Source organism: Burkholderia sp. AU31652 (assembly GCF_002223155.1).
Taxonomy (GTDB): Bacteria; Pseudomonadota; Gammaproteobacteria; order Burkholderiales; family Burkholderiaceae; genus Burkholderia.
Genome location: NZ_NKFG01000008.1, coordinates 262182 through 284694, shown reverse-complemented (window position 1 = coordinate 284694; position 22513 = coordinate 262182). Strand labels below are relative to the sequence as shown.

At 63.2% G+C, this 22513-nt stretch carries 15 protein-coding genes and 3 pseudogenes; 7 read left to right on the top strand and 11 right to left on the bottom strand.

What is annotated here, in order from left to right; genetic code table 11:
• Positions 1-423 precede the first annotated feature (423 nt).
• On the top strand, positions 424-1377 hold the full coding sequence (locus CFB40_RS37040) for an aminotransferase class IV (RefSeq protein ID WP_256976996.1): 954 nt from the start codon (positions 424-426) through the stop codon (positions 1375-1377).
• A gap of 327 nt (positions 1378-1704) precedes the next feature.
• Here the strand turns inward: CFB40_RS37040 and CFB40_RS39370 are convergent, their stop codons facing one another.
• Complete coding sequence (locus CFB40_RS39370; RefSeq protein ID WP_254610226.1) at positions 1705-1863, bottom strand: hypothetical protein; 159 nt, start codon at positions 1861-1863, stop codon at positions 1705-1707.
• A 16-nt stretch (positions 1864-1879) separates the two neighbouring features.
• On the opposite strand from CFB40_RS39370, the gene CFB40_RS37035 reads away from it, so the two are divergent.
• Genes CFB40_RS37035 through CFB40_RS37020 form a run of 4 tightly spaced genes read left to right on the top strand, consistent with a single transcriptional unit; the run spans position 1880 to position 8218 of the window.
• Complete coding sequence (locus tag CFB40_RS37035; RefSeq protein ID WP_256976995.1) at positions 1880-3097, top strand: DUF1329 domain-containing protein; 1218 nt, start codon at positions 1880-1882, stop codon at positions 3095-3097.
• Between the two features lie 16 nt (positions 3098-3113).
• Positions 3114-4820, top strand: coding sequence for a DUF1302 domain-containing protein (locus tag CFB40_RS37030; protein WP_089429435.1), 1707 nt, complete (start codon positions 3114-3116; stop codon positions 4818-4820).
• Positions 4821-4827: 7 nt separating this feature from the next.
• Positions 4828-7227 (top strand): efflux RND transporter permease subunit, encoded by a 2400-nt coding sequence (locus tag CFB40_RS37025; protein ID WP_089434205.1) that lies wholly within the window; start codon positions 4828-4830, stop codon positions 7225-7227.
• A gap of 16 nt (positions 7228-7243) precedes the next feature.
• Positions 7244-8218, top strand: a complete 975-nt coding sequence (locus CFB40_RS37020; protein WP_179255343.1) for a WD40/YVTN/BNR-like repeat-containing protein — start codon at positions 7244-7246, stop codon at positions 8216-8218.
• A 194-nt stretch (positions 8219-8412) separates the two neighbouring features.
• Here the strand turns inward: CFB40_RS37020 and CFB40_RS37015 are convergent, their stop codons facing one another.
• The 9 genes and pseudogenes from CFB40_RS37015 to CFB40_RS36975 all read right to left on the bottom strand — a co-directional run.
• Entirely contained in the window at positions 8413-9102 is a 690-nt protein-coding gene (locus CFB40_RS37015) for a response regulator transcription factor (RefSeq protein ID WP_089434204.1), read from the bottom strand.
• A gap of 530 nt (positions 9103-9632) precedes the next feature.
• Positions 9633-11261, bottom strand: coding sequence for a GMC family oxidoreductase (locus CFB40_RS37010; RefSeq protein ID WP_089434203.1), 1629 nt, complete (start codon positions 11259-11261; stop codon positions 9633-9635).
• 222 nt (positions 11262-11483) lie between these two features.
• Positions 11484-12434: an alpha/beta hydrolase gene (locus CFB40_RS37005; RefSeq protein WP_089434202.1), complete on the bottom strand. Its 951-nt coding sequence runs from the start codon at positions 12432-12434 to the stop codon at positions 11484-11486.
• A 32-nt stretch (positions 12435-12466) separates the two neighbouring features.
• Positions 12467-13957 carry a flavin-containing monooxygenase gene (locus tag CFB40_RS37000; RefSeq protein ID WP_089434201.1) on the bottom strand — a complete coding sequence of 497 codons (1491 nt, stop codon included), beginning with the start codon at positions 13955-13957 and terminating at the stop codon, positions 12467-12469.
• A 339-nt stretch (positions 13958-14296) separates the two neighbouring features.
• Positions 14297-15280, bottom strand: a complete 984-nt coding sequence (locus CFB40_RS36995) for an alpha/beta hydrolase (protein WP_089434200.1) — start codon at positions 15278-15280, stop codon at positions 14297-14299.
• 12 nt (positions 15281-15292) lie between these two features.
• A complete protein-coding gene (locus CFB40_RS36990; RefSeq protein ID WP_089434199.1) occupies positions 15293-16756 on the bottom strand; it encodes a flavin-containing monooxygenase in 1464 nt (487 codons plus the stop codon).
• A gap of 52 nt (positions 16757-16808) precedes the next feature.
• Positions 16809-17975: an iron-containing alcohol dehydrogenase gene (locus CFB40_RS36985; protein ID WP_089434198.1), complete on the bottom strand. Its 1167-nt coding sequence runs from the start codon at positions 17973-17975 to the stop codon at positions 16809-16811.
• A 29-nt stretch (positions 17976-18004) separates the two neighbouring features.
• Positions 18005-19498 (bottom strand): NAD-dependent succinate-semialdehyde dehydrogenase, encoded by a 1494-nt coding sequence (locus CFB40_RS36980; protein ID WP_089434284.1) that lies wholly within the window; start codon positions 19496-19498, stop codon positions 18005-18007.
• A 463-nt stretch (positions 19499-19961) separates the two neighbouring features.
• Positions 19962-20477: pseudogene (locus tag CFB40_RS36975) on the bottom strand (transporter substrate-binding domain-containing protein); the annotation flags it as partial.
• Positions 20478-20881: 404 nt separating this feature from the next.
• Here CFB40_RS36975 and CFB40_RS36970 point away from each other — a divergent pair.
• Both CFB40_RS36970 and CFB40_RS36965 read left to right on the top strand, forming a co-directional pair.
• Positions 20882-21175 (top strand): annotated as a pseudogene (locus CFB40_RS36970) (transposase); the annotation flags it as partial.
• Between the two features lie 106 nt (positions 21176-21281).
• On the top strand, positions 21282-22070 hold the full coding sequence (locus CFB40_RS36965; protein WP_089434196.1) for a hypothetical protein: 789 nt from the start codon (positions 21282-21284) through the stop codon (positions 22068-22070).
• A 79-nt stretch (positions 22071-22149) separates the two neighbouring features.
• On the opposite strand, the pseudogene CFB40_RS36960 reads toward CFB40_RS36965, so the two are convergent.
• Positions 22150-22308: pseudogene (locus CFB40_RS36960) on the bottom strand (transposase domain-containing protein); the annotation flags it as partial.
• Positions 22309-22513 lie beyond the last annotated feature (205 nt).

Below are 22513 nucleotides of genomic sequence, written 5' to 3'. Positions count from 1 at the left end.
TGCTGCTGCGAAAGATTTGCAGCGCGGGTGACCGGATGATGAGGGAGACGAAATCACGAGGCGGCTTTACGCGACGCTCGCAACACACCGAAGCCTCGTGACTCAGGCGGATCGGTGTGGTCTGCCGGAACGGACGTTCGACGATCACCGGCCGGCAAGCACGAGTCTGCTCGCCGCTCGCGTATCGAGGCAGGCATCACAGAGGGTTAACCTTCATCGACAAGGAATTTTTCGAGCAATACTTTCCACTACACGGTCACTTGATCAAGTCATATGGCAGACTTCACGGCGGATAGCCAGGAAGTAAGCAATCCGCAAGGAAGCGCACCGCGATCCGGTCGCTTTTGACGTCAACATCGAACGACAACTCTCCCTCGGGAGCGAAAGGTAATTACCATGGCAATCATTCAAGTCCAGCAGATCATGCACGAGAATCCGCTGCATGCTCGCGCTCCGCATGAACCCCGCTATGAAGATGGCAGCGCCTTCTGTGACGGCAAGTACGTTCCCATCACGGAAGCGACCGTCCCGCTCGTCGACGCCGGGTTCCTCCACGCCGACGCGGCCTACGATGTCGTCACCGTCTCGCGAGGCAACTTCTTCCGGCTCGACGATCACCTCGCGCGCATGGAAGAGTCGTCGGCGAAGTTCTTCCTCGAGAATCCGTTCAATCGCGACCAGGTCCGCGAAATTCTTCACACGCTCGTGCGCAACGCCGGCCTGAAGGACGCGTACGTCTGGTGGTGCGTCACCCGCGGCCCGCTGAGCGTCGACCGCCGCGACCGCAGCGCAATGAAGAACGCGATGTTCGCCTTCGCTGTGCCGTTCTTCTTCCAGGCTGACGACGAGGTCCGCACGCGCGGCTCGAACCTGCTGATCAGCAAGCGGTACAACCGCATTTCCGCGAAGGCAGTCGACCCCACGGCGAAGAACTTCCACTGGATGGACATGAAGCTCGCGCTCTTCGAAGCCATGACGCAGGAGAAGGACTGGGCGGTGCTCGTCGACGAACACGACAACCTCACCGAAGCAGCCGGTGCGAACGTCTTCTTCGTCAAGAACGGGGAGCTCTACACGCCCGCTGAAGGCTGCCTGCTGGGCATCACGCGCCAGAGCGTCTTCGATATCGCCGCCGAGCTCGGCATCAAGGTGAACATCGGCACGTACACCGCGACCCAGCTGCGCGAGGCTGACGAAGCATTCACGTCGTCGTCGGCGGGCGGGATCATGCCCGTCAGCGCAGTGGACGACCAACCGCTCGGCAACCACAACGGCCCCGGCCCGATCTCCGAGAAGATTCACAACCTCTACTGGGAAAAGCGCTGGGCAGGATGGCACGCCCAGCCGGCTGAGTACTTCTCGTCGGTCCCGGCGTAAGCCGGAAGTCACTCAGAAGCGGCGCGCGTACGGAGCCGGCCCGGTATAACGAGCCGCATCCGGCCCCGGTGGGCGCCCAATAGCTGCATGCATTGACGAACCGTCCGGCGCCCCACCCAGGCGCCGGTCGATCCGAACTTCGACGTTATAGCGATGACCTGGAGTTCGGTGATTCAGTAAAACCAAGCACGAACACACCCCAATTCATTTCGCATAGCTAATAAACGGACAGGACTATCGGTACCTTCATCCGTTTTCACCCATGCACAACCCTTTGGCGGGCGCACGTTACCTGGTCAAGGTCAAGGAGATAGCCGTGGTCAAGACTCATTCTTTCAAGAAATCCGCTTCGCTCATCCGATCGGCAGCGAAATTGTCCGTCATCGCTTCCGCCGTCGCGATGTCCTTGACCGGTGCGCTTGCGGAAGGGACGGATGCTTCACATACGCCGTCGGGCGCCGAAATCGCCGGCACCGCGAGCGGCATTCCCGCCTGGACCCCCGTGGGCAACGTCGGGGCGGGCTGGAGCTACGGCAAGCGCCGCGCGGATTTCTTCAAATACAAGTCCGACAAGCCGCTGTACACGATCGACGCCAGCAACGTCGACAAGTACGCGGACAAGCTCAACCCGGGCCAGATTGCGCTGCTGAAGAACCTGAAGGGCTTCACGATGCCGGTCTATCCGTCCCGGCGCACGTGCGGCGTCCCCGATTTCGTCGCGGAGAACACGAAGAACAACGCGGGCTTCGCCAAGATGTCGGCCGACGGATCGGAACTCACCGATGCCCACCTGCCCGGCTACCCGTTCCCTGCGCCCAAGACCGGCGCGGAAGTGATGTGGAACGCGAAGCTGCACTACCGCGGCGCCGGCGTCGAGATGCGCGACATCATCACCGTCGTCTCCCCGCGCAAGGGCGCGTCCGACTGGATCAAGAACGTGTCCGACGCGTGGATCTACCAGCCGTGGGGTGACAAGGCCGGCACGACGTTCGCGAAGGTCAATCAGATCGAAGGCAACGCCTACTACGCGTACAAGTCCCCGGCGGCCATTGCCGGCCAGGCCGCGATCTTTACGAACTATGCGGACAAGCCGACCGAAGTCTTCTACTACTTCCCGGGGCAGCGCCGGACCCGTCGCATGCCGTCGTATGCGTACGATGCGCCGCAGATCGGCTTCGACAACCAGTACAACATCGATGAAGCGCTGGTCTTCTCCGGACAGACGGACCGATTCTCGTGGAAGCTGCTCGGCAAGAAGGAAATGATCGTTACCTATAACGACCTGGGCATGTATGACTTCTCGGACAAATTTGAAGATGCGTACGGCCAGGACTTCGTGAACCCGGCGAAGCGTCGCTACGAACTCCATCGCGTGTGGGTCGTGGAAGCCACGGTCAAGCAGGGGATGCGTCATACCGCGCCCAAGCGCCTGTTCTACGTCGACGAAGACAGCTGGAGCTACCTCGGCGCGGTGGACTACGACGCGCAGGGCAACATCTCGAAGGTCCGCGAGGGCTACATCATTCCGGTGTACGAAACGGGCAGCTGCGACACGCTCGCATTCGCGCAATACAACCTCGTCGACGGCCGGTATCTCGTGGACGGTTCGATGCTCGCGGCCGGACGGGACGCGAAGTGGTCGGTCGACTCGTCGGCGGACCAACACTACAAGCCGAGCTTCTACAACGCCGATAATCTCCGTGCGTTGAGCGAGCGTTGACAGGGGCCGAGACAAAATGGCTACCACCTCCTCCTTACAGCCCCGCTCCAGCGTGGTGCTCGTGCGCGCGGCGATCGCGGCGCTTGTCGCCGTCGGGTGCGGCAGCGCGCACGCCTTCACGTTCACGATCGGCAACGTCGAAGGCAGTTTCGATTCGACGATATCGGCGGGCGTCGGCATTCGCACCGCGTCGCCGAGCAGCAATCTCGTGTCGCCGACCTACAACGTGGCCACCGGTGCGCAGACGGGTGGCGGCCGGCTCGGTCAGTTGAGCGGCCTCTCCGATCAGGGCGACATCAACTACGGCAAGGGCGATCCGTTCACGAGCTATCTCAAGGGCAACCACGAGCTGGTCCTGAAGATGCCGTCGCAAGGGCTCACGTTCATGGCGCGGGGCACCTGGCAGTACGACTACTCCGGCACCCGCACGACAGGCGCAACCAGCGGACAGGACCTGTTCTACAACCCGTCGCCCAACCTGAGCGGCGGGCTCCCGTCCGATGCCGAGAAGAACATCCGCTTCAAGCCGCGCCTGCTCGACCTGTGGGTCAGCAAGCAATTCAACGTCGGCGACCAGATTGCCCGCGTCCGCGTGGGTAACCAGGTCGTCAGCTGGGGCGAAAGCATCTGGGAAGTCGGCGGGGTCAATGCGACGAATGCGATCGACGTGAATCGCGCGTCCCAGCCCGGCGCGCAGGTCAAGGAGATCATCCTGCCCGCGCCGATCGTGAGTGTCGCGTCCGGCGTCGGGCACGGCGTGAACGTCGAAGGGTACTACCAGAGCAACTGGAACCAGAATTACCTGCCGCCGGTGGGCAGCTATTGGTCGAACCAGATCGTCGGTCCCGGCAACAACACGTACGGCGTCTCGACCATCCATCCGAAGAACGGCGGGCAGTATGGTTTTTCCATTCGCTACCAGCCGGCGGGAACCGACCTGAATCTCGGCTTCTACACGATCGCGTACCACGACAAGTTCCCGCAAGTCTCGCTGAGTTCGACGGGCGGGACGGTGTTCCGGTTTCCGGAAGACCGCCACATGATCGGCGTCAGCGCCAACTTCCCGGTGGGCGACTGGGCAATCGGCACCGAACTCTCGTACCGGCCGCGAGATGCCGTTCCGCTGAATCCGGCCAGCAGATGCGTCGCGCAAGGGGGGAACTGCTGGGTCGACGAGAAGCGCTTCCAGTGGCACCTGACGACCCTCTACTCGCTGCAGCCGGGCAATTCCGCAGCGTTCCTGAAGCTGCTCGGCGCCCAGACCGCCACGCTGACGACCGAGACGGTGATCATCGCTTATCCGGGGCTTCACAAGAGCTACGGCGGATCGCCGATTTCGCCTGGCGCGCTTCTGTGGGGGAACGAATTCAACGACTTGTTCGCGACCGGCGCACTCAACACGCCGGGTAGTGCCCAGGGAACGAAATACTCCGGCGGGATCGACGTCGATTTCAACTGGGTTTACGACGGCACCGTCATTCCCGGGTGGCAGGTCAACCCGGGGATCTTCGTCCGGTACGGCCTGTTCGGCAATACGCCGAACGTGAATGCCCAGTTCATGCGCGGCGTGACGGCCATGAACCTGTATGTGAACTTCATACAGAACCCGGCGAACTGGCAGGTCGGCTTGAACTACACCCGCTTCATGGGCCCGACCAACCCGCTGGCCAACCCGCTACGTGACAGGGACTTCGTGGCAATCGTCGCATCTCGCAATTTCTGAGGTCAATATGAATCAACCGCCTGTTTCCGACGCAGCCCGACCCGGCAAGCTGCTTAGAATTCTTCATTCGCTGGAAAATACGCTGTTCGGTCACAGGCGTCTCGTGCTGGGGCTCCTGGTGCTGTTCACGGTCGTCATGGCCTGCTTCGCCGTCAAGCTGCGCATGGATGCCGGGTTCGAGAAGCAGCTGCCGCTGGGCCACGAATACACGCAGACGTTCAACGAGTATCGCGGTGACCTGCTCGGCGCCAACCGCTTGATCGTCGTCGTCAAGGCCCGCAAGGGCAGCATCTGGACGCCGGCGGCGTTGAAGCGCCTGTATGAAGTCACCCAGGCGGTCACCTTCCTGCCGAACGTGTCTCGCAGCAGCGTCCAGTCCCTCTGGACACCGAATTCATTCGTCAACGAGATCACCGAGGACGGATTCCGGGCGGACCCGCTCATTCCCGGCACCGTGACGCCCGATCAGCTCGACGGCAACACGGTCGGCGCCATTTCGCGCTCGACCGCCCAGGGCGGCTTCGTCGGCAGCCTGGTGTCGCGCGACCAGAGCAGCGCCATGGTCACCGCCGATCTCAACGAGCTGGATGCCAAAGGTGAGCGGGTCGACTACGTGGCATTCGACAAGGCGCTCGAATCGCAATTGCGCGCCAAGTTCGAGGATGCGAACTATGAAATCCAGATCATCGGTTTCGCGAAACAGATCGGCGATATTGCAAACGGCGCGTCGTCCGTCCTGAAGTTCTGCGCGATCGCCCTGCTCCTGACCGCATTGGCCGTCTACTGGTACTGCCGCTCCGTTCGCCTGACGATCCTGCCGCTGACCTGCTCGCTCGTCTCGCTCGTCTGGCAGTTCGGCACGCTGCATCTGCTCGGCTACGGGCTCGACCCGTTGGGCGTGCTGGTTCCGTTCCTGGTGTTCGCGATCGGCGTTTCACACGGCGTCCAGCAGATCAACTTCATCGTGCGCGAGATCTCCCACGGGAAGTCGGTGGAGCAAGCCGCCCGGTCCAGCTTCAGCGGGCTGCTGATTCCCGGCACGCTCGCGCTGGTGACCGCGTTCGTTTCCTTCGTCACGCTGATCCTGATTCCGATCCCGATGGTGCGCGAGCTCGCGATCACCGCTTCGCTCGGCGTGGCGTACAAGATCGTCACGAACCTGGTGATGCTGCCGCTGGCGGCGTCGTTGCTCAAGGTCGACGGCAATTATGCAAAGAATGCAGAGCTGCATGCCGTTCGTCGTGGCCGCGTGCTCCGCGTGCTCGCCAAAGTCGCCGTTCCGCGCAATGCGGCGATCGTCCTGCTGGCCGCCGTCGTGGTGTTCGCCGTGGCGGCCTGGGAAAGCCGGGACCGCGTGGTCGGCACGCTGCAAGCCGGCGCGCCCGAGCTGCGTGCCGACGCCCGGTTCAACCAGGATTCGGTTTCGATTGCGTCGAGCTACGACGTCGGCCTCGACTGGATTTCGATCGTCTTCGAAGCGCCGCCCCAGTCCTGCAACAACGTGGAGGTCGGCGCGTACCAGGATCGCTTCGTCTGGTCGATGCGTGCCGTCCCCGGCGTGTTGTCGGTCGTTTCGTTCTCGTCGTTGCTGCGGCAATACAGCGAGGGATACAACGAAGGCAATCCGAAGATGTCCGCGATCCCCATCGATCCGGATAACTATTCATCGCTGGCCGGCGAGGTGGCCCGCACGCCCGGCGTCATGCGCAAGGACTGCAGCATGACCGCGGTGAACATCTATCTGGCCGACCACAAGGCGACCACGATCACCCAGGTGATCAACGCCGCGAAGCATTTCCGCGACACGAACAAGCTGCCGGGCGTGAAGATCCGGCTCGCGTCCGGCAACGCCGGCGTGCTGGCCGCGGTCAACGACGAAATCGAGCGCAGCGAATTGCCGATGATGCTCTACGTCTATACGACCATCGTCCTGCTCGTCCTCGTCACGTACCGTGACCTGCGCGCGGTCCTCGCCTGCTGCCTGCCGCTGACGATCGGCACGTTCATCGGGTATTGGTTCATGAAGGAGCTGCAGATCGGCCTGACCGTCGCCACGTTGCCCGTGATGGTGCTGGCGGTGGGCATCGGCGTCGACTATGCGTTCTATATCTACAACCGGCTGCAGCTGCATCTCGCCAACGGCGTCGGCATCGTCAAGGCGCTCGAACAGTCGATCCTCGAGATCGGGACGGCCACCATCTTCACGGCGATCACGCTCGCGATCGGCGTCGCCACCTGGTCGTTCTCCGAGCTCAAGTTCCAGGCGGACATGGGCAAGCTCCTGGCGTTCATGTTCATCGTCAACATGGTCATGGCCATGACGGTTCTGCCCGCCTTCGCCGTCTGGCTCGAGCACATCTTCCCGCGGCGCAAGCCCGCCCGTGCCCCCGGCCTGCTCGCCCATTGAAGAAGAAGAGGATTCCATGACCCTGTATCGCAAGGTTCTCTCCCTGACGGCCGGCGCCGTCGTCTTTGGCGCGCTGCTGGGCAGCGTGCCAGGCGCCGTAGCCGCACCGGAACTCCGGCCCGTTCCGGCCGTCCAGTCCAGCATCGCGACCCAGTCCCCCGTGCTCGATGCGACCTGGGCCGGCCAGCGGGTCGTGAGTGTCGGCGCGAACGGCATCGTCATGCTGTCCGACAACCGCGGTGCGACGTACCGCCAGGCCAAGTCCGTGCCCGTGAGCTCGACGCTGACGTCCGTCAGTTTCATCGACGCCAGGACAGGGTGGGCGGTCGGCCACTGGGGCGCGATCCTGAAGACCACCGACGGCGGCGAGACGTGGGAGGTTCAACGTCTCGTGACGAGCGAGGATCGCCCGCTGTTCGGCGTGCACTTCATCGACGCCAACCACGGCGTGGCCGTCGGACTCTGGTCGCTCATCCTCGTCACCGATGACGGCGGCAAGACCTGGACCAAAAAGGAAGCCGTGCTCCCGAACGGCAAGAAGTCGGACCTGAATCTGTTCGGCCTCTTTTCGAACGGCAACGGCGAGATCTTTGCCACGGCCGAGAAGGGGCAGCTCCTGATTTCCCGCGACAAGGGCAACACGTGGGAAAGCGTGGAGACCGGTTACAAGGGGTCGTTCTGGTGCGGCGTGGCGCTGCCCAACGGGGTGCTGCTGGTCGGCGGGCTGCGCGGCACGCTGATGCGAAGCGAGGACAACGGCCATACCTGGTCACGCGCGACGCTCGACACCCGGAACTCCATTACCGCGCTTGCGTCCCGAGGCGCCACGGTATTGGCGGTCGGGGTCGACGGGCTGCAGGCTCAAAGTACCGATGACGGCAAGACGTTCCAGCGCCTGCGCACCCAGACCGGGACGACGTACACCGCGGCGCTTCCCTCGACGGGCGACAAGTGGCTGATCTTTTCTCGCGACGGGGTCATTGCGCAGTAACGGTCGGATGTCTGATGCGCGTGGCGGGCCGCGATCGTGAATCGCGGCCCGCTGGGTCGAAGCCTGCCTGACCGCGGATGGAAGGCGGGCCAAACGGCGAGCAAGTTCTCCCGCCTTGGTGGCACGGATCACCCGAAGAGGAAGCGGCTCACGGACGAGCCGCCGTGTCACGCCACGCGCGACACCCTCCCCCGTCAGCCGGATTTTCGCAGTCGATAGCCGACGCCGTGCACGCTTTCCACGATGCCCGACGCCCCTGCGGCCGCCAGCTTTCTCCGTAACCGGCTCATGTGGCTGTCGACGGTGCGCGTGGATGCGCTGACGTCCGCCATGCACGCATCGAGCAATTCGACGCGCGTAAACGCGCGATTCGGCAGCCTGGCCATGTGAGCCAGCAGGCGAAATTCGACGAGTGTCACCGAAACCGGCGTTTCACCGGAGGACGTTCTCACGCACGCCATGTAGCTTTCCGTATCGACTTCGAGCGCCCCCACCCGGAGGCGACGTTCAGGCGCGAGCGCACCGGAGCGGCGAAGAATCGCGAGCAATCGCGCGACGACCACGTCCGGGTTGAACGGCCTGACGATGTAGTCGTCAGCGCCGGCGTGCAGTGCGCGCAACTGCTCCCCGTCCCGGTCACACGCCGACATGACGACGATGGGGGCACCGCTTTGCCGTCGAAGCCTGGCGAGCATGTCCAGGGTGTCCGCACGCAGTTCACGGACGTCGAGAATGACCAGATCCGGCTTCAGGTTCAGTTGCGTGGCCAGCACGGTCTGGGAGGGGTGGGTCTGGAATGTTCGAAAGCCGTTGCGCGTCAGGCAGGTATCGAGCGTCGACGACATTTCCGGTGCGTCATCCGCGATGAGTATGAGCGAGTGCATGTTTGAATATCCGGGTCGTTGCCTTTCGTGCACGCGGCCACCTTCCGGACAGCGTTCAGGCGCTGCAAAGGGGTCCCCGTTCACGGGCATCGCTCGTCGAATTGAAGACGGCGTTCGGCATGACACACGCCGAAGCCATCGGGATGGAGGCCGGTGAAGAACATTTCCCGCACCCGGACCGGGCCGGACGCCGCGCAAGGTCGATCGGCTGACGGGTCCGCTGGTTGCAGCGGCTCGTCGCCGCGAAGCAGGCTCCGGTCTTTCCCCGGTTGCTGACGCACACAGGTCGCCACCCGGCATCGGCGCGTCGAGGGGCGACCTCTCTTTCCTCGTGCTCGCGTTGCCCTTCAAAGCGCAAGGATGCGTTCATGACTCGAGCGCGCGATGCCACCGGCAACGTCCAGTCTTGCCGCAACCGGCCGGCGAGCCCTTGCCTTCGGGTGGTAGACGTCGCCGCACACATCATGCTCGCGACGTCCACGTGCGGCTGAGGCCTTCGTGCCGACGAGCGTCGGCACGAGAGAAGGCCCTCAAACCGCGGTTTCCGGCACCGCGGACGGGAATCGGGAGATCCTCCGGATCAGGTCCGAGGCTTTCTCACCGATCATGATCGTCGGCGCGTTCGTGTTCGCGCCCACCAGCGTCGGCATGATCGACGCATCCACCACGCGCAAGCCTTCCGTTCCCCGTACGCGCAACTGGGAATCGACGACGGCGAGCGCGTCGTTCCCCATGCGACACGTTCCGACCGGGTGGTACACGGTGTCGGTCCGCTCGCGCAGCAACGCACGAATGTCGTCGTCCGAGCGCGACCGGGACGCGAACAGGTCCTCCGTCACGAACCGGGCCATGGACGGCGCGGCCATCAACCGCCGGGTCAGCTTGTAGCCCTCGACCAGGACTTCGAGATCATCGTCGTGATCGAGGAATGCCGGGTCGATCAACGGCGCGTCCAGCGGATCGGCGCTTCGCAGCTTGACCGACCCACGGCTTTTCGGCCTCAGCAGGCACACGTGACAGGAAAGACCATGTCCGAGCCGTACCTTCCTGCCGTGATCGCTGACGGGCCCGACGACGAAGTGCATCTGAACGTCCGGTCGATCCAGATCGGGACGCGTCTTCAGGAACGCGCCGCCCTCGGCGAAGTTGGTGGTCAGGGTGCCGGTTCGCGAGTTCCGGTATTGCCGGATGTCGCCCAGCGTCTTGATCGCGCCGCGTACCGATACGCCGAGCGCATCCAGGCTGTTCGTCTTGTAGCTGACGACGAAGTCCGGATGATCCTGCAGGTTCTCACCCACGCCCGGGAGATCGGCGACGACCTGGATCCCGTGACGCTCGAGTTCGTCCTTCGGCCCGACGCCGGACAACATCAGCAACTGCGGCGATTGAAGCGCGCCGGCGGAAAGGATCACCTCCTTCTTCGCCCAGACCGTCTCGACGTTCCCGCCACGCGTGACTTCGACGCCAACGGCCCGCTTGCCGTCGAACACGATGCGCCTGACCTGTGCGCCCGTCTCCACCGTCAGGTTGCCGCGCGTCTTCAGGTGCGGAAAAAGATAGGCACGTGCCGCACTCCAGCGCTCGCCATTCTTCTGGGTCACCTGGTAAATGCCGACCCCTTCCTGCTCCGCACCGTTGAAATCGTCCGTGACGGGCAGGCCGCACTCTCGTGCGGCGTCCAGCCAACGCGCCTGGAATGGATTGTCCGTCCGCAGGTCGCTGACCCACAGCGGGCCGCCGCGCCCGTGCCATTCATTGCCAAGTCGCTCGTTATGCTCGCTTCGCTTGAAATACGGGAAGACGTCGTTCCAGCCCCAGCCTTCGTTGCCGAGCGCGGCCCAGTCGTCGTAGTCGGCATGATGGCCGCGCGTGTACACCATCGCATTGATCGCGGACGATCCGCCCAGCGCCTTGCCACGCGGCTGGTAGCCGCGTCGCCCCTGCAGCCCCTTCTGCGGCACCGTCTCGAACGCCCAGTTGTTCAGTTTGGACGGGATCATCAGCACCAGGGCGGCCGGCACGGTGACGGGCCAGCCATCGCCCGTGCCGCCGGCTTCGAAGAGGCACAGCGTCACATCGGGATCTTCGGTCAAACGCGAAGCCAGCACGCTGCCTGCCGAGCCGCCGCCTACAACAAGATAATCGAATGAGTTCTTCACGGGTCTGTGTCCTGGATAGATGCCTGAACGCTTCACAAGCAACTACCTGATGCAACGATTCCGCCACGCGCGTCGCGGCCTCAGCGAGCCGTCGCGCAATCGGCTTCATGCCGTCATGCATCAGCACTGCGTGGCCGCCTCGGCAACGTTGGAGGTCATCCATCGAACCGCGTGCGGCCACGAAATGGCGAGAAGCGAAATCAGGTCGCTTCAGCCAACGTTTCAATGGTGCCGCGCGGCGCCGAGTAACTTTCGAAAGCTCGCGATGCCCTTCTCGATCCACGCCTGGGCGCCCGGGGAAATCGCCCCCATGTCGAAGAACCCGTGAATCATGCCGTCGCACCGGATCGTGTCGACCTTGACGCCGCTCGCATGGAGCAAGCGGCCATAGGCCTCGCCCTCGTCGCGCAGCGGATCGAATTCGGCGGTCAGAATGACCGCGGGCGGCAACCCGGCAAGGTCCTTCGCACGGATCGGCGCCAGTCGCGGATCCTCCCGGTTGGTCCCGTCGGGCACGTAATGCCGCTCGAACCAGGCGATCGTCTCGAGGTCGAGAAAGTAGCCTGCGCCGTTTTCCTTGAACGAAGGAAAGCCGGCGCGATCCTGCGCGACCGCGGGGTAGATCAGGAACTGGGCGGACAGCGCAATGCCGTCGGCGTGCAGTTGCTGGGTCACGACCGCGGCCAGATTGCCGCCGGCGCTGTCTCCGGCCACCGCCACGACGTCGCTGCCGCCCAGCTCACCCGCGTTCGCGATCACCCATTGGGTGGCGGCAATCGCATCGTCCGCCGCGGCCGGATACGGATGCTCGGGCGCCAGCCGGTAATCCACCGAGACGACGACCGCGTTGGCGCCACGCGCCAGCTCCCGGCAAATGTTGTCGTGGGTATCCAGGTCGCCGATGACGAACCCGCCGCCATGGAGATAGACGACCGTCGGCAGATTGCGCTCGTGGGTTGGACGATACAGCCGCGCCCGCAGCGATCCGGCCGCGCCGGGAACGGTCAGGTCTTCCACGCCGTGAATGTCGACCACGGCCTCCGGTGCGCGAACGGCGCGCGCCAGATGCTGCATCAATCCGCGAGCCTCTTCCGGGCTGGACTGCGGCAGCGGTTTCGCGCCGGACCCGGCAAGGGATTCGAGAAAACCAGCGAGGTGCAAATCGAGTGCCATAACATCACCTTTATTCGAACGTTGCGCGGAGATCAGCGATACACGAGGACTTCGGCATCCGGGCTCAATTCCGGAATGGTCTGGCGCTCCTCCTCGTACTCGAAGTGGTGCTGCCACGGCATGCGATCGCCACGCAAGTGCATCTGGTGTTGCGAGCGCATCACGTACCCGGCATTGAAGTTGTTCGGGTCGGTCCACGGCAGCCGCTGCATGTCGGCGTCTTCGGCGCGCAGGCACGGCTCCACCGTCTTCGCCCCCACCTTCTCCATATGCGCGAGGACGCGGCAGGTGAATTCGCAGACGAGATCGGCGCGCAGCGTCCAGCTCGACCGGTAGTAGCCGTAGATGAACGCCATGTTCGGGATACCCTCGATCATCATTCCCCGATACGAGACCCGCTTGGTCATGTCGACCGGTTCTCCGTCGAGGTGGAACGCGATCTGGCCGAACGCGCTCATGTCGAAGCCCGTCGCCGTCACGACGATGTCCGCCTGCAGGTGTTCGCCCGACGCCAGCACGATGCCGCTTTCGTCGAACGACTCGATGGTGTCCGTCACGACGGACGCCTTGCCGTCCCGGATGGCCGCGAAGAGGTCGCCCTCCGGCACCGCCGCCACGCGCTGCTGCCACGGGCGATAGCTGGGATTGAAGTGCTTGTCGACGTCGAACCCTTCCGGCAGCTGTTGCCGGGTCTCGTTGATCAGCCAGTCGCGAACGGCGTCCGGGTTCGCCGCGGACAGGTTGATCAGGTCGAACGTCTGCTTCAGGTGCGCACGCCGCAGAATCTCGGAGCGCCACTCCTCGGGCAGGCTCAGTTCGCGAAGCGTCGCGTCCAGCTGGTGGGTCCAGGGAACCGCCGTGAAGAACGTCGGCGACCGTTGCAGCATCGTCACATGCGCCGCGGTGCCGGCCATCGCCGGGATCAGCGTCGCGGCGGTCGCGCCCGAGCCGATCACGACCACCCGCTTGCCGGCATAGTCGAGGTCTTCCGGCCAGTGCTGCGGATGCACGACCGTTCCCTTGTAGCGGTCGAACCCGTTCCACTTCGGCGTAAAGCCCTTGCGATGGTCGTAGTACCCCGCCCCCAGCCACAGGAAGTCCGTGGTGATCGAGAAGTGTTCGCCCGTATCCTTGCGCGACACCTCGACCGTCCAGCGCTTCTGCTCGCTCGACCAGCTCACCGTTTGAACACGATGCCCGTAGTGGATCTTCGAACCGAGGTCGTATTCCTTGATGACATCGCCCAGATAGCTGTGGATCTCCTCCGCCGTGGCGATCGAGCGGCCCTGCCACGGGCGGAATCCGAATGCGTACGTGTACAGGTCGCTGTCGGAACGCGCGCCGGGGTAGCGATGGGTCCACCACGTCCCGCCGAAGCCATCCATGGCTTCCAGGATCGCGAACGAGCGGTCCGGCAAGTTCATGCGAAGATGACAAGCGGCATCGAGCCCCGAGATCCCCGCCCCGATGATTAGTACCTCTACGTGCTCAGGCAAACCCGAATCTGCTTGATTCTTAGTCATGAGATCCCTCCGATGACCCGTTATTGAAAATATCCGTAACGCCGCACGACTAGATCATTCGACTTGGTCATGTGACTACGAAGAAAAAAGACGCTCGCACGCGCATGCCGGCGACAACGCTGCAAACCCGCACGCGACAACCCTCCCTGCACCCGGCCGTACATGCACGCGGGTCATCGAGGTGTGCCTCCCGGTTTGACCGGTCACCCCGAACATGATCAATTGACCAAGTTCCACGGTTCCCAGTCTATGCAGTCGAGGGACAATTTGAATCAGGAGTTTCCATTACCCGATCGGTCGCGACGGTGGAGTGCGCCGGCCCGCGCGGCGATCGACGCGTCAAACCTCGAAGCTGTCGGTTTCGGCAAGCCGCCGGACAAAGGAAGCAGCGCGATCCAGCAGGTATCTCGCTGCCGGGATCGTGCGGGCCGCGGTGATGATGCCGTGATGATGCCCGGGTAGATGGAGATGCTCGACCGTGCTCCCCGCGCGGGCCGCGCATGACGCGTAGGCAATGCCTTCGTCACACAGCGGATCCAGCCCCACCGTGGCAATGAACATCGGCGGCTGCCGCCGGCCCTCCGCATGCAGCAACGGGGACAGGCGTGGAAGATCGAATGGCGTGCCGGCCGGCATATAGTGTTCCCGGAACCAGCGCATCGACTCGGCGACCAGCGGAAATCCGCCTTGAATGCGCTGGTAGGACGGAAGTGACGCCGTCAGGTCCGTCACGGGATAGAACAGGACCTGCCCGATGATCGCGGGTCCCGCCGCCGATGCCGCATTGGCGATGAGGGTCGCCATATTGCCGCCGGCGCTGTCGCCCGCCAGGATCACCCGGGACGCATCGATGGCGAGCGCAGAAGCGTTGGCCGCCAGGTAGTCCAATGCCCGCTCGCAATCGTCGAGCGGAACCGGCCATCGGTGCTCCGGCGCCAGCCGGTACTCCACCGACGCGACAGCACACCCGCCGTGCCGCGCGAGATGACGGCAGATGCCGTCATGCGTATCCACGCTGCCGATCACCCACCCGCCGCCGTGAATGAAGACGACCAGCGGTTTGTCCTCGACGCGCTCGCCGCCGGGCGGACGATAGAGCCGTACCCGAATGCTGCCGTCCGCGACGGGAACGTCGATATCGTCGTGGGCAACCGCTTCGTCGGCGGCGAGGCCGTTCAATTCGCAGGCCCGCACGAAGTTCACGCGCGACTGGTCGACGGAAAAGCTGCCGTAGTGTCGCCCGCCCAGTTCGCGGAACGCCCGAACGGCGTCTCGCGCATCGTCAGCCACCTCGGTCAGCGGCAACCAGTGCACCGATGTCATGGGCATCCCCGCTCAGATCGCCGCGAACACGCTTTGATCCCATTGCGTCACGGCGCGGTATTCGTCCACCGTGCCCGGCCAGTTGTTGATCACCTTGCCTTGCGCGTTCTTGTACCAGCTCGAGCAGCCCGCCGAAAACGCCGAGCCGGCCATCGCCGCTTGCAGCTTGTCGTTGTATTCGTCGAACACGGCCCGATCGACGTCGACGGCCTTCACGCCAGCCGAAGCCATGCCGCCGATCGCGTCGATGATGTAGTTCTGCTGGATCTCGAGCATCGACACAATGGAGTTGTGGTTCAGGTTCGTATTCGGCCCATACAACATGAACATGTTCGGAAAGCCCGGCACGGTCATGCCGAGATACGCTTCCGGGCCGTCTTCCCACGCCTGGGCCAACGTGCGGTCCGTGCCGCGCACCTGCAGGCTGCCCTGGAAAGCCTGACTCTCGAATCCGGTTCCGAACACGACCACGTCGAACGGAAGCAGACGGCCGTCCCGGGTCACGATGCCCTCGTCGACGAACGATTCCACCCCCGCCGTCTCCAGCGCGACGTTGTCGCGCATGAGCGCCGGGTAGTAGTCGTCCGATCGCAGAATCCGTTTGCACGCATATTCATAGTCCGGCGTCAGCTTCTCGCGCAGTACCGGGTCGGGCACCTGGCGATGAAGGTGCGCCAACGCGAGACTCTTGCCTTCCTGCTGCGCGTTGGATCCCATCCGGGTCCGCTCGAACCCGGACTCGCGGAACGCGTGCAGCGATTTCCGGCTTTCTTCGAACAGATGGGGCTCGCGCTCGTAGGCATCGAGCTGCTCCGCCGAGAAGACGATCTGGTTGCGCGGCATGATCCAGTTCGCGCTTCGCTGGAATACCGTCAGGTGATCGACCTTCGGCGCGATGAGCGGCACATACTGCACGGCGCTGGCGGCGTTGCCGATGCTTGCCACCCGCTTGCCGCTCAGGTCCACGTCGTGCCGCCACTCGGCGGAGTGGAAATACTCGCCGTTGAAATCCGCCAGGCCGCGAACCGCGGGGATCATCGGCCGGTTCAGTTGCCCCCATGCCGGCACGAAGAATCGTGCGGTCATCCGGGAGCCGTCACTCAGTGCAAACCGCCAGAGGCTTGCCTCTGCATCCCATTCTGCACTGCGAATCTCGAGGTTGAATCGCAGGTGTTCCTCGAGGTCGAACCGCGTGGCAAGCGATTTCAGATAGTGCAGCAGCTCGTTGCGGCCGGCATACATCGCGCTCACGCGCAAATGCGGATGGAAGCTGTAGCAGTACAGGTGCGATTCGGTATCGCATGCCGCGCCGGGATACGAATTGTCCAGCCACACACCACCGAGGTCGGGACGCTTCTCCAGCACGACGAAGTCGTCGATGCCTGCGATTTTCATGCGGGCGGCCATGCCGAGGCCTCCGAAGCCTGCACCCAGGATAACGATCTCGTGGTGCTCAATCCTTTCTACATTGTTCACGGTGCATTCTCTCTATTTACGTTACGGCGACTGCGGATTGGCCGGCGTCGGTTCAGTAGGCCTGTTCGTACAGGCGCAATGCGTCCGACTCCGTGACGACGACCGGATTGTTCAACAGCAAGCGCTGCTGCTTCATCGCATCGGCCGCGAGGGTCGGCAGGCTCGCTTGCGTGACGCCCACGTCGCGCAGGCGTCGCGGCGCGCCGGAGCGGTCCATCAGGTCTTCCAGGAACGCGATGAACGCCGCCGTGCGCGCCGTGGCGTCGCCCGTTCCACCCGCGCCTACCACGTCTCCGAGTTCCGAATAGTGCGAAGCGGCCGCTTCGGCGTTGAAACGCAGCACGGGCGCCAGCATCAACGCGTTGGACAAGCCATGCGGGATATGGAAATGGCCCCCCAGCGGATACGCCAGTGCATGGACCGCGGCCACCGGGGCATTGGCGAAGGCTTGCCCCGCCAGCGTGGCGCCCAGCAGCATGGCCTCGCGGGCGCGCCGGTCCGCGCCGTTTTCGCAAGCCGGGATCAGGTTGCTCACCAGCAATCGCAGCGCCTCACGCGCGAGCGCGTCGGAGAGGGCATTCTTCTTGTGCTTGCTGGTGTAGGCCTCGATGGCGTGAACCATCGCGTCGATGCCCGTCGCTGCGGTATGGCTGCGTGGCAGACCGACCGTCAGCTCGGCGTCCAGGATCACCTTGTCGGCATACAGCTGACGTGCAACGATGCCCATCTTGGTTGTTTCGTTAACCGAAACGATGGAAATGTTGGTGACTTCCGACCCGGTACCCGCCGTCGTCGGGATCTGCACCAACGGCAGGCGCGCGCCCTGAACGTTGCCGATTCCGTACATTTCCGCGATGGATTGCCGCGACACGGTGAGCACGGCGGCCAGTTTTGCGATGTCCATCGACGAGCCGCCGCCCAGGCCAATCACGACGTCCGCCTCGGCACTGCGTGCAAACTCGACGCAGCGCAACACCACGTTCTCCGGCGGGTCGGCCACGACCTCGTCAAACACCACCACGCGGAATCCCTCGGCCGCCAGCGACGCTTTCGCCGGTTCCAGCACACCGGCCTTGTGCAGCCCTGCATCGGTCACGATCAGGACATGGCGACGCTCCGTCCATGCCGCCATCACCTGACCCAGGCGGCGCGCACAACCCCATTCCTGGAGAATGGACGGAACAGTTTCGAAGAGCATCGACTGCGGGAGCATTTCCATTGACGTTTCCTTGATGCGGACGTTGGCCGTTAGACCTGGGTGCACAGGTACTTGATTTCCAGGTATTCCTCGATGCCGTAACGGGAACCCTCGCGGCCCAGGCCCGACTGCTTGACCCCGCCGAACGGCGCGACCTCGTTGGAAATCACACCGGTATTCAGGCCGACCATGCCGTACTCGAGTGCCTCGCCCACACGCCAGATGCGGCCGTGGTCGCGTGTATAGAGATAGGCGGCGAGCCCGTACTCGGTGTCGTTGGCCATCGCGATCGCTTCCGCTTCATCCTCGAAGCGGAACACCGGGCCGACGGGCCCGAAGAGCTCCTCGCGCGCGACGCGCATGGCCGGCGTTGCATCGGCAATGACGGTCGGCTCGAAAAACGTGCCGCCAAGCGGATGGCTTTTCCCGCCCGTGACGATTCGTGCGCCCTTGCTCACGGCATCGTCGATCAGCTGATTCAGGTGGTCGCAGGCGGACTGCTGGATCAGCGGCCCCTGCTGCACCCCCGGTTCGACGCCGTTTCCTACCTTGAGCGCCTGGACTCGCCGGGTGAGCGCGTCGACGAAGCGGTCATGAATGCCGGCCTGGACGAGAAAGCGATTGGCGCATACACAGGTCTGGCCGCTATTCCGGTACTTCGACGCCATCGCACCTTCAACCGCGGCGTCGAGATCCGCGTCGTCGAACACGATGAAAGGTGCGTTGCCGCCGAGTTCGAGAGAGAGTCGCTTGATCGTCGCGGACGACTGGCTCATGAGCACGCGGCCGACTTCGGTCGAGCCGGTGAACGAAAGCTTGCGCACGACCGGGCTGGCCGTGAGCACCGCGCCGATCTCGCGCGACGGGCCGCACACCACTTGAAGGACACCGGCCGGAATGCCCGCGCGCTCAGCCAGGACGGCAAGCGCAAGCGCCGTGAGCGGCGTCAGGTCCGCGGGGCGCACGATGATGGAGCAGCCTGCGGCCAGTGCCGGCGCGACCTTGCGCGTGATCATCGCGGCAGGAAAATTCCACGGCGTGATCGCGGCACACACGCCGATCGGCTGACGAATGACGACGATGCGCTTGTCGCCTTGCGGGTGCGGAATGACGTCGCCGTAGACTCGCTTCGCTTCTTCGGCGAACCACTCCACGAAAGAAGCCGCATACATGATTTCGCCGCGGGCTTCCGCCAGCGGCTTGCCCTGCTCCGACGTCATGATCAGTGCGAGATCGTCGGCATTCGCCACGATCAGGTCGTACCAGGCGCGCAGGAGCTTCGCGCGCTCGTGGCTGGTCCGCTTCTGCCAGGCTTGTTGGGCAAGCGCCGACGCGGCAATGGCTTGCTCGACCTCCGCGGCGCCGAGGCTGGCCACGCGGGCCAGGATGTCACCCGTGGCCGGATTCGTGACGGGAAACGAGCGGCCGTCCGTGCCCTCCGCCCATCCCGACGCAAGCCACGCACGCGTCTCCAGCAGCGCGCCATCTCGCAGTTGGGCGCGTAGCGCCGAAGGGTCAATCGCTTGGTTCGTCCTGCTGTGCATTTCGTTCACTAGCACCGTCTCCAGAAATTCTTGTTTTTCAACCTCGCGCTTTCAGCCGACAGGCGAAAGCTGCCCAGGCGTCAACACGCGGACGCCTGCTTCATCTCCCGGGATTTCGCCTGACTTCCTGTGGCCGATGCGCGCCAATCTCCGCGCCGCCCCAAAGCTTTCGCAAAACGTTGTCCGCCCTGGGACAGTCCGCGCTTGCGCAGCGACGTCCAATTGGGGATGAAACAGATGTGTAGATCATTTGACATGGTCATTTGACCATAAACCATTTTTTGCGGCAACTCAGTAGTTGCACGGGCCTTCGCGACTCGTGGGGAGATGGCTGCGCCAGGCCGGGGAGTCGCTCGGTGAATGCAATGCCAAGGAGAATCCGGCAGATGCACTCGGCGGCGTATCAAGCCAATGCGACGCCACGTGCCGTCAACGGCGCGGGGATATTTGCCCTACCTGACGGCCCGATCCGATCCGCAACTATGCGATTTCCCAAGGCAGTGCTCGCATATGCGTCGATTGCGCCGGAGAGAACAGCATCAATGGCGTCGGTCTGTTGCGCAAAGATGACTATCTGGTCCTCGTTCACGCCCACCGCTTTCGCTGAGTCGTGCTGAACCTGTCCGGCAATGATGCCAAGGCGGGCATCGGAGCGTTCGGCAAATGCCGCATAGCTGTTGAGGCCCTTCTGGTTTCCAGCACGAACCAGAAAGCCGTCTCCGATCCCCCATACAGGTACGCTGAACGCCACCGTCCCGGCGCGTTCAGGCGTAGTGAAGAGCGGGACGTTCATATCCCAGCGTCCAGCTTCAACGCCGGGTAGCAATTCACTGAACGTCGTCAGACGATGCTCGATCTGCGTGACGCCAATCGCCCGAAGAATTGCATCGGCCAATTCAATGTCAGCACCCGTAGCAGCACCCCCGGGTTCCGTCCATCCAAAAGGGGGTTCGTCAATGTACGCAATCGTTACCTTCATCGCTATGTCTCGCGAAATGGGAACGGCCACCGAATCTAGAGCCGATTGGCAACGATTCTACCTATGCGCGCGGATGTCGCTTCCTTGCCGAGAGCAGCCGGACGCAATCGACCCCGAACGTCCCGCAACACTGCTTTCCCAGCATAGGTGACAGAGCTTGAGGCAGAGAGAGTCCTGCTTGAACTCAGCGCTTCGACCGGCAGAGCGGTGCATCGACAATCGGCCTAGAAATCAGGACGTTACGGCCGGATCGCTTGGTTCACAACGCGAATCGACAAATTTACTGCGGACGTAGGCGAATTGACGACATTATTTTGGAAAGACCGTCAATAAAGTCGCCAACTCAGGGTCCGGATGCCTAGATTGGCGGGGATTCTGGAGTGACAGATTTAATTTGCTCTACGCCACTGCACAGACCGCGTGTGGTCTACGCCGATCGTGGTTGCGACTCCGAGCGACATCGGCAATCGTTGCGAAATCGCGGTATCGAGCCGGTGATCGCCAAGCGTCGTACCGCACATGGCAGTGGCCTTGGCAAATATCGCGGGGTCTTGGAACGCGCGCATGCTTGGCTGCATCACTTCCATCGCCTTCGTATTCGTTTCGAGCGACGTGCCGATATACACGGCGCGTTCCTCAAACTCGGTTGCTGCCTGATCTGCTGGAACACCCTCCGGCGCGCCGAACAGTCTTTATGAAACCGTCTCTAAGGCGCGACCAAGAAATTTGTTCGAGTTCGATTCTCACAAGTAGATAGACCGGTCTAGAATAGCACCGCCTGTTGCCCTCTAAGAGCATCGTCCCATGTCAAATCCAATGCAAATGAAGGTTCGAGCGGCGGCCATCTTCATTCTCGCTGCCATTGCTCTGTCTGGCTGTGCTGTTATGCCGCCTGCGGCGCCTGACCCACAGCAGCAGTTGGTGAACGCGACGCGAGATGACAACGTTCGCTACACCAAGGCACTGAGGGCATATCAAGTCATGGGCGGCGACTCCGCTGCCCACAGCCATGCAGAGATCCTGGAAGCGTATCAAGACCTCCTGTATCAATACTCCGTTGCAACGACAGGTTGGGTCCGGGTTGTCTATCCCACCGGTCCGCAGACCCTGCCGCCTTCATTACGGCCATTTCCCGCTCGTTCCGGAACGCCCTCATTGGCGGACGTGAACCGGAACTATGAACACGCGCTCGAAATCGATGTCGCCGTGTGGGAGATCGGTAAGGCAGCGAATTGGGGCAATCCGTCGAAAGAGGGCATACCAAAATACACCGGTCCGCTGGTGTTCATGCCCATTGCGCCGCCGCTGCCGCCCTTGCAGGATGCGCACGATCCGAAGTACGCGCGACTCATTTCGATTACCAAGAAGGTGGACGAGGCCCAGAAAACAGATCTTCTCAACCAGAGGATAGCTGTCGGCAAAGCACTGAGTGAGTCCCGAGCGATGATGCCAGCACGCTCTTCTGGGAGCGATGCCTTTAACCCGATGACTGGGCAGTCGTACGCAGCGCCGCAGGCGCAACCACAGCAACAAGAGGTTCAACGCTGGTGTATTCAGTCCACCCCAGGTGTGACCGCGCGCGTGCCGTGCTGATGCAGAGGTAGGTGCTATCCATCCGTCAGCGCCCGAGCAGCACCGTCGTGCAGGTTGTTGACGATGGGGATCCGCGACGCTATCGGACGGGCTCGACGCGAGCAGTAGACGGCAGCGACGGCGCCACGTGCCACGGCAGCAGCTCGTCGATACGGTTGGCAGGATGGTTCGAGATGCGGTCGAGTACGTAGGCGAGATACCCCTCGGGATCGAGGCCGTTCAAGCGCGCCGTGCCGATCCGTGGACCAAATTAATGTCGTCACCGTTTGCGATGTAAAAATGTCACTTCGCCGCCTCGCACCGGCGATGAAGGGCGAAACCGTCGTGAATTCATGAGGTTGCACGTTACGAACTGAAGTTGTCACCGGCCACGTCTTTGCGAAGATCATTGTCAACTTACGCGCGGTGCCGTTGCAGTGCCGGCAGCCCCTGTCACGCGTTAT

Bases quoted from the DNA above. Each gene is read 5' to 3' on its own strand.
- CFB40_RS37040 (WP_256976996.1), top strand. From the start codon at position 424: ATGCACGAGAATCCGCTGCATGCTCGCGCTCCGCATGAACCCCGCTAT.
- CFB40_RS39370 (WP_254610226.1), bottom strand. From the start codon at position 1,863: ATGCCGCTCGCGGTGCCGGCGATTTCGGCGCCCGACGGCGTATGTGAA.
- CFB40_RS37030 (WP_089429435.1), top strand. From the start codon at position 3,114: ATGGCTACCACCTCCTCCTTACAGCCCCGCTCCAGCGTGGTGCTCGTG.
- CFB40_RS37025 (WP_089434205.1), top strand. From the start codon at position 4,828: ATGAATCAACCGCCTGTTTCCGACGCAGCCCGACCCGGCAAGCTGCTT.
- CFB40_RS37020 (WP_179255343.1), top strand. From the start codon at position 7,244: ATGACCCTGTATCGCAAGGTTCTCTCCCTGACGGCCGGCGCCGTCGTC.
- CFB40_RS37015 (WP_089434204.1), bottom strand. From the start codon at position 9,102: ATGCACTCGCTCATACTCATCGCGGATGACGCACCGGAAATGTCGTCG.
- CFB40_RS37005 (WP_089434202.1), bottom strand. From the start codon at position 12,434: ATGGCACTCGATTTGCACCTCGCTGGTTTTCTCGAATCCCTTGCCGGG.
- CFB40_RS37000 (WP_089434201.1), bottom strand. From the start codon at position 13,957: ATGACTAAGAATCAAGCAGATTCGGGTTTGCCTGAGCACGTAGAGGTA.
- CFB40_RS36995 (WP_089434200.1), bottom strand. From the start codon at position 15,280: ATGACATCGGTGCACTGGTTGCCGCTGACCGAGGTGGCTGACGATGCG.
- CFB40_RS36985 (WP_089434198.1), bottom strand. From the start codon at position 17,975: ATGGAAATGCTCCCGCAGTCGATGCTCTTCGAAACTGTTCCGTCCATT.
- CFB40_RS36980 (WP_089434284.1), bottom strand. From the start codon at position 19,498: ATGCACAGCAGGACGAACCAAGCGATTGACCCTTCGGCGCTACGCGCC.
- CFB40_RS36965 (WP_089434196.1), top strand. From the start codon at position 21,282: ATGTCAAATCCAATGCAAATGAAGGTTCGAGCGGCGGCCATCTTCATT.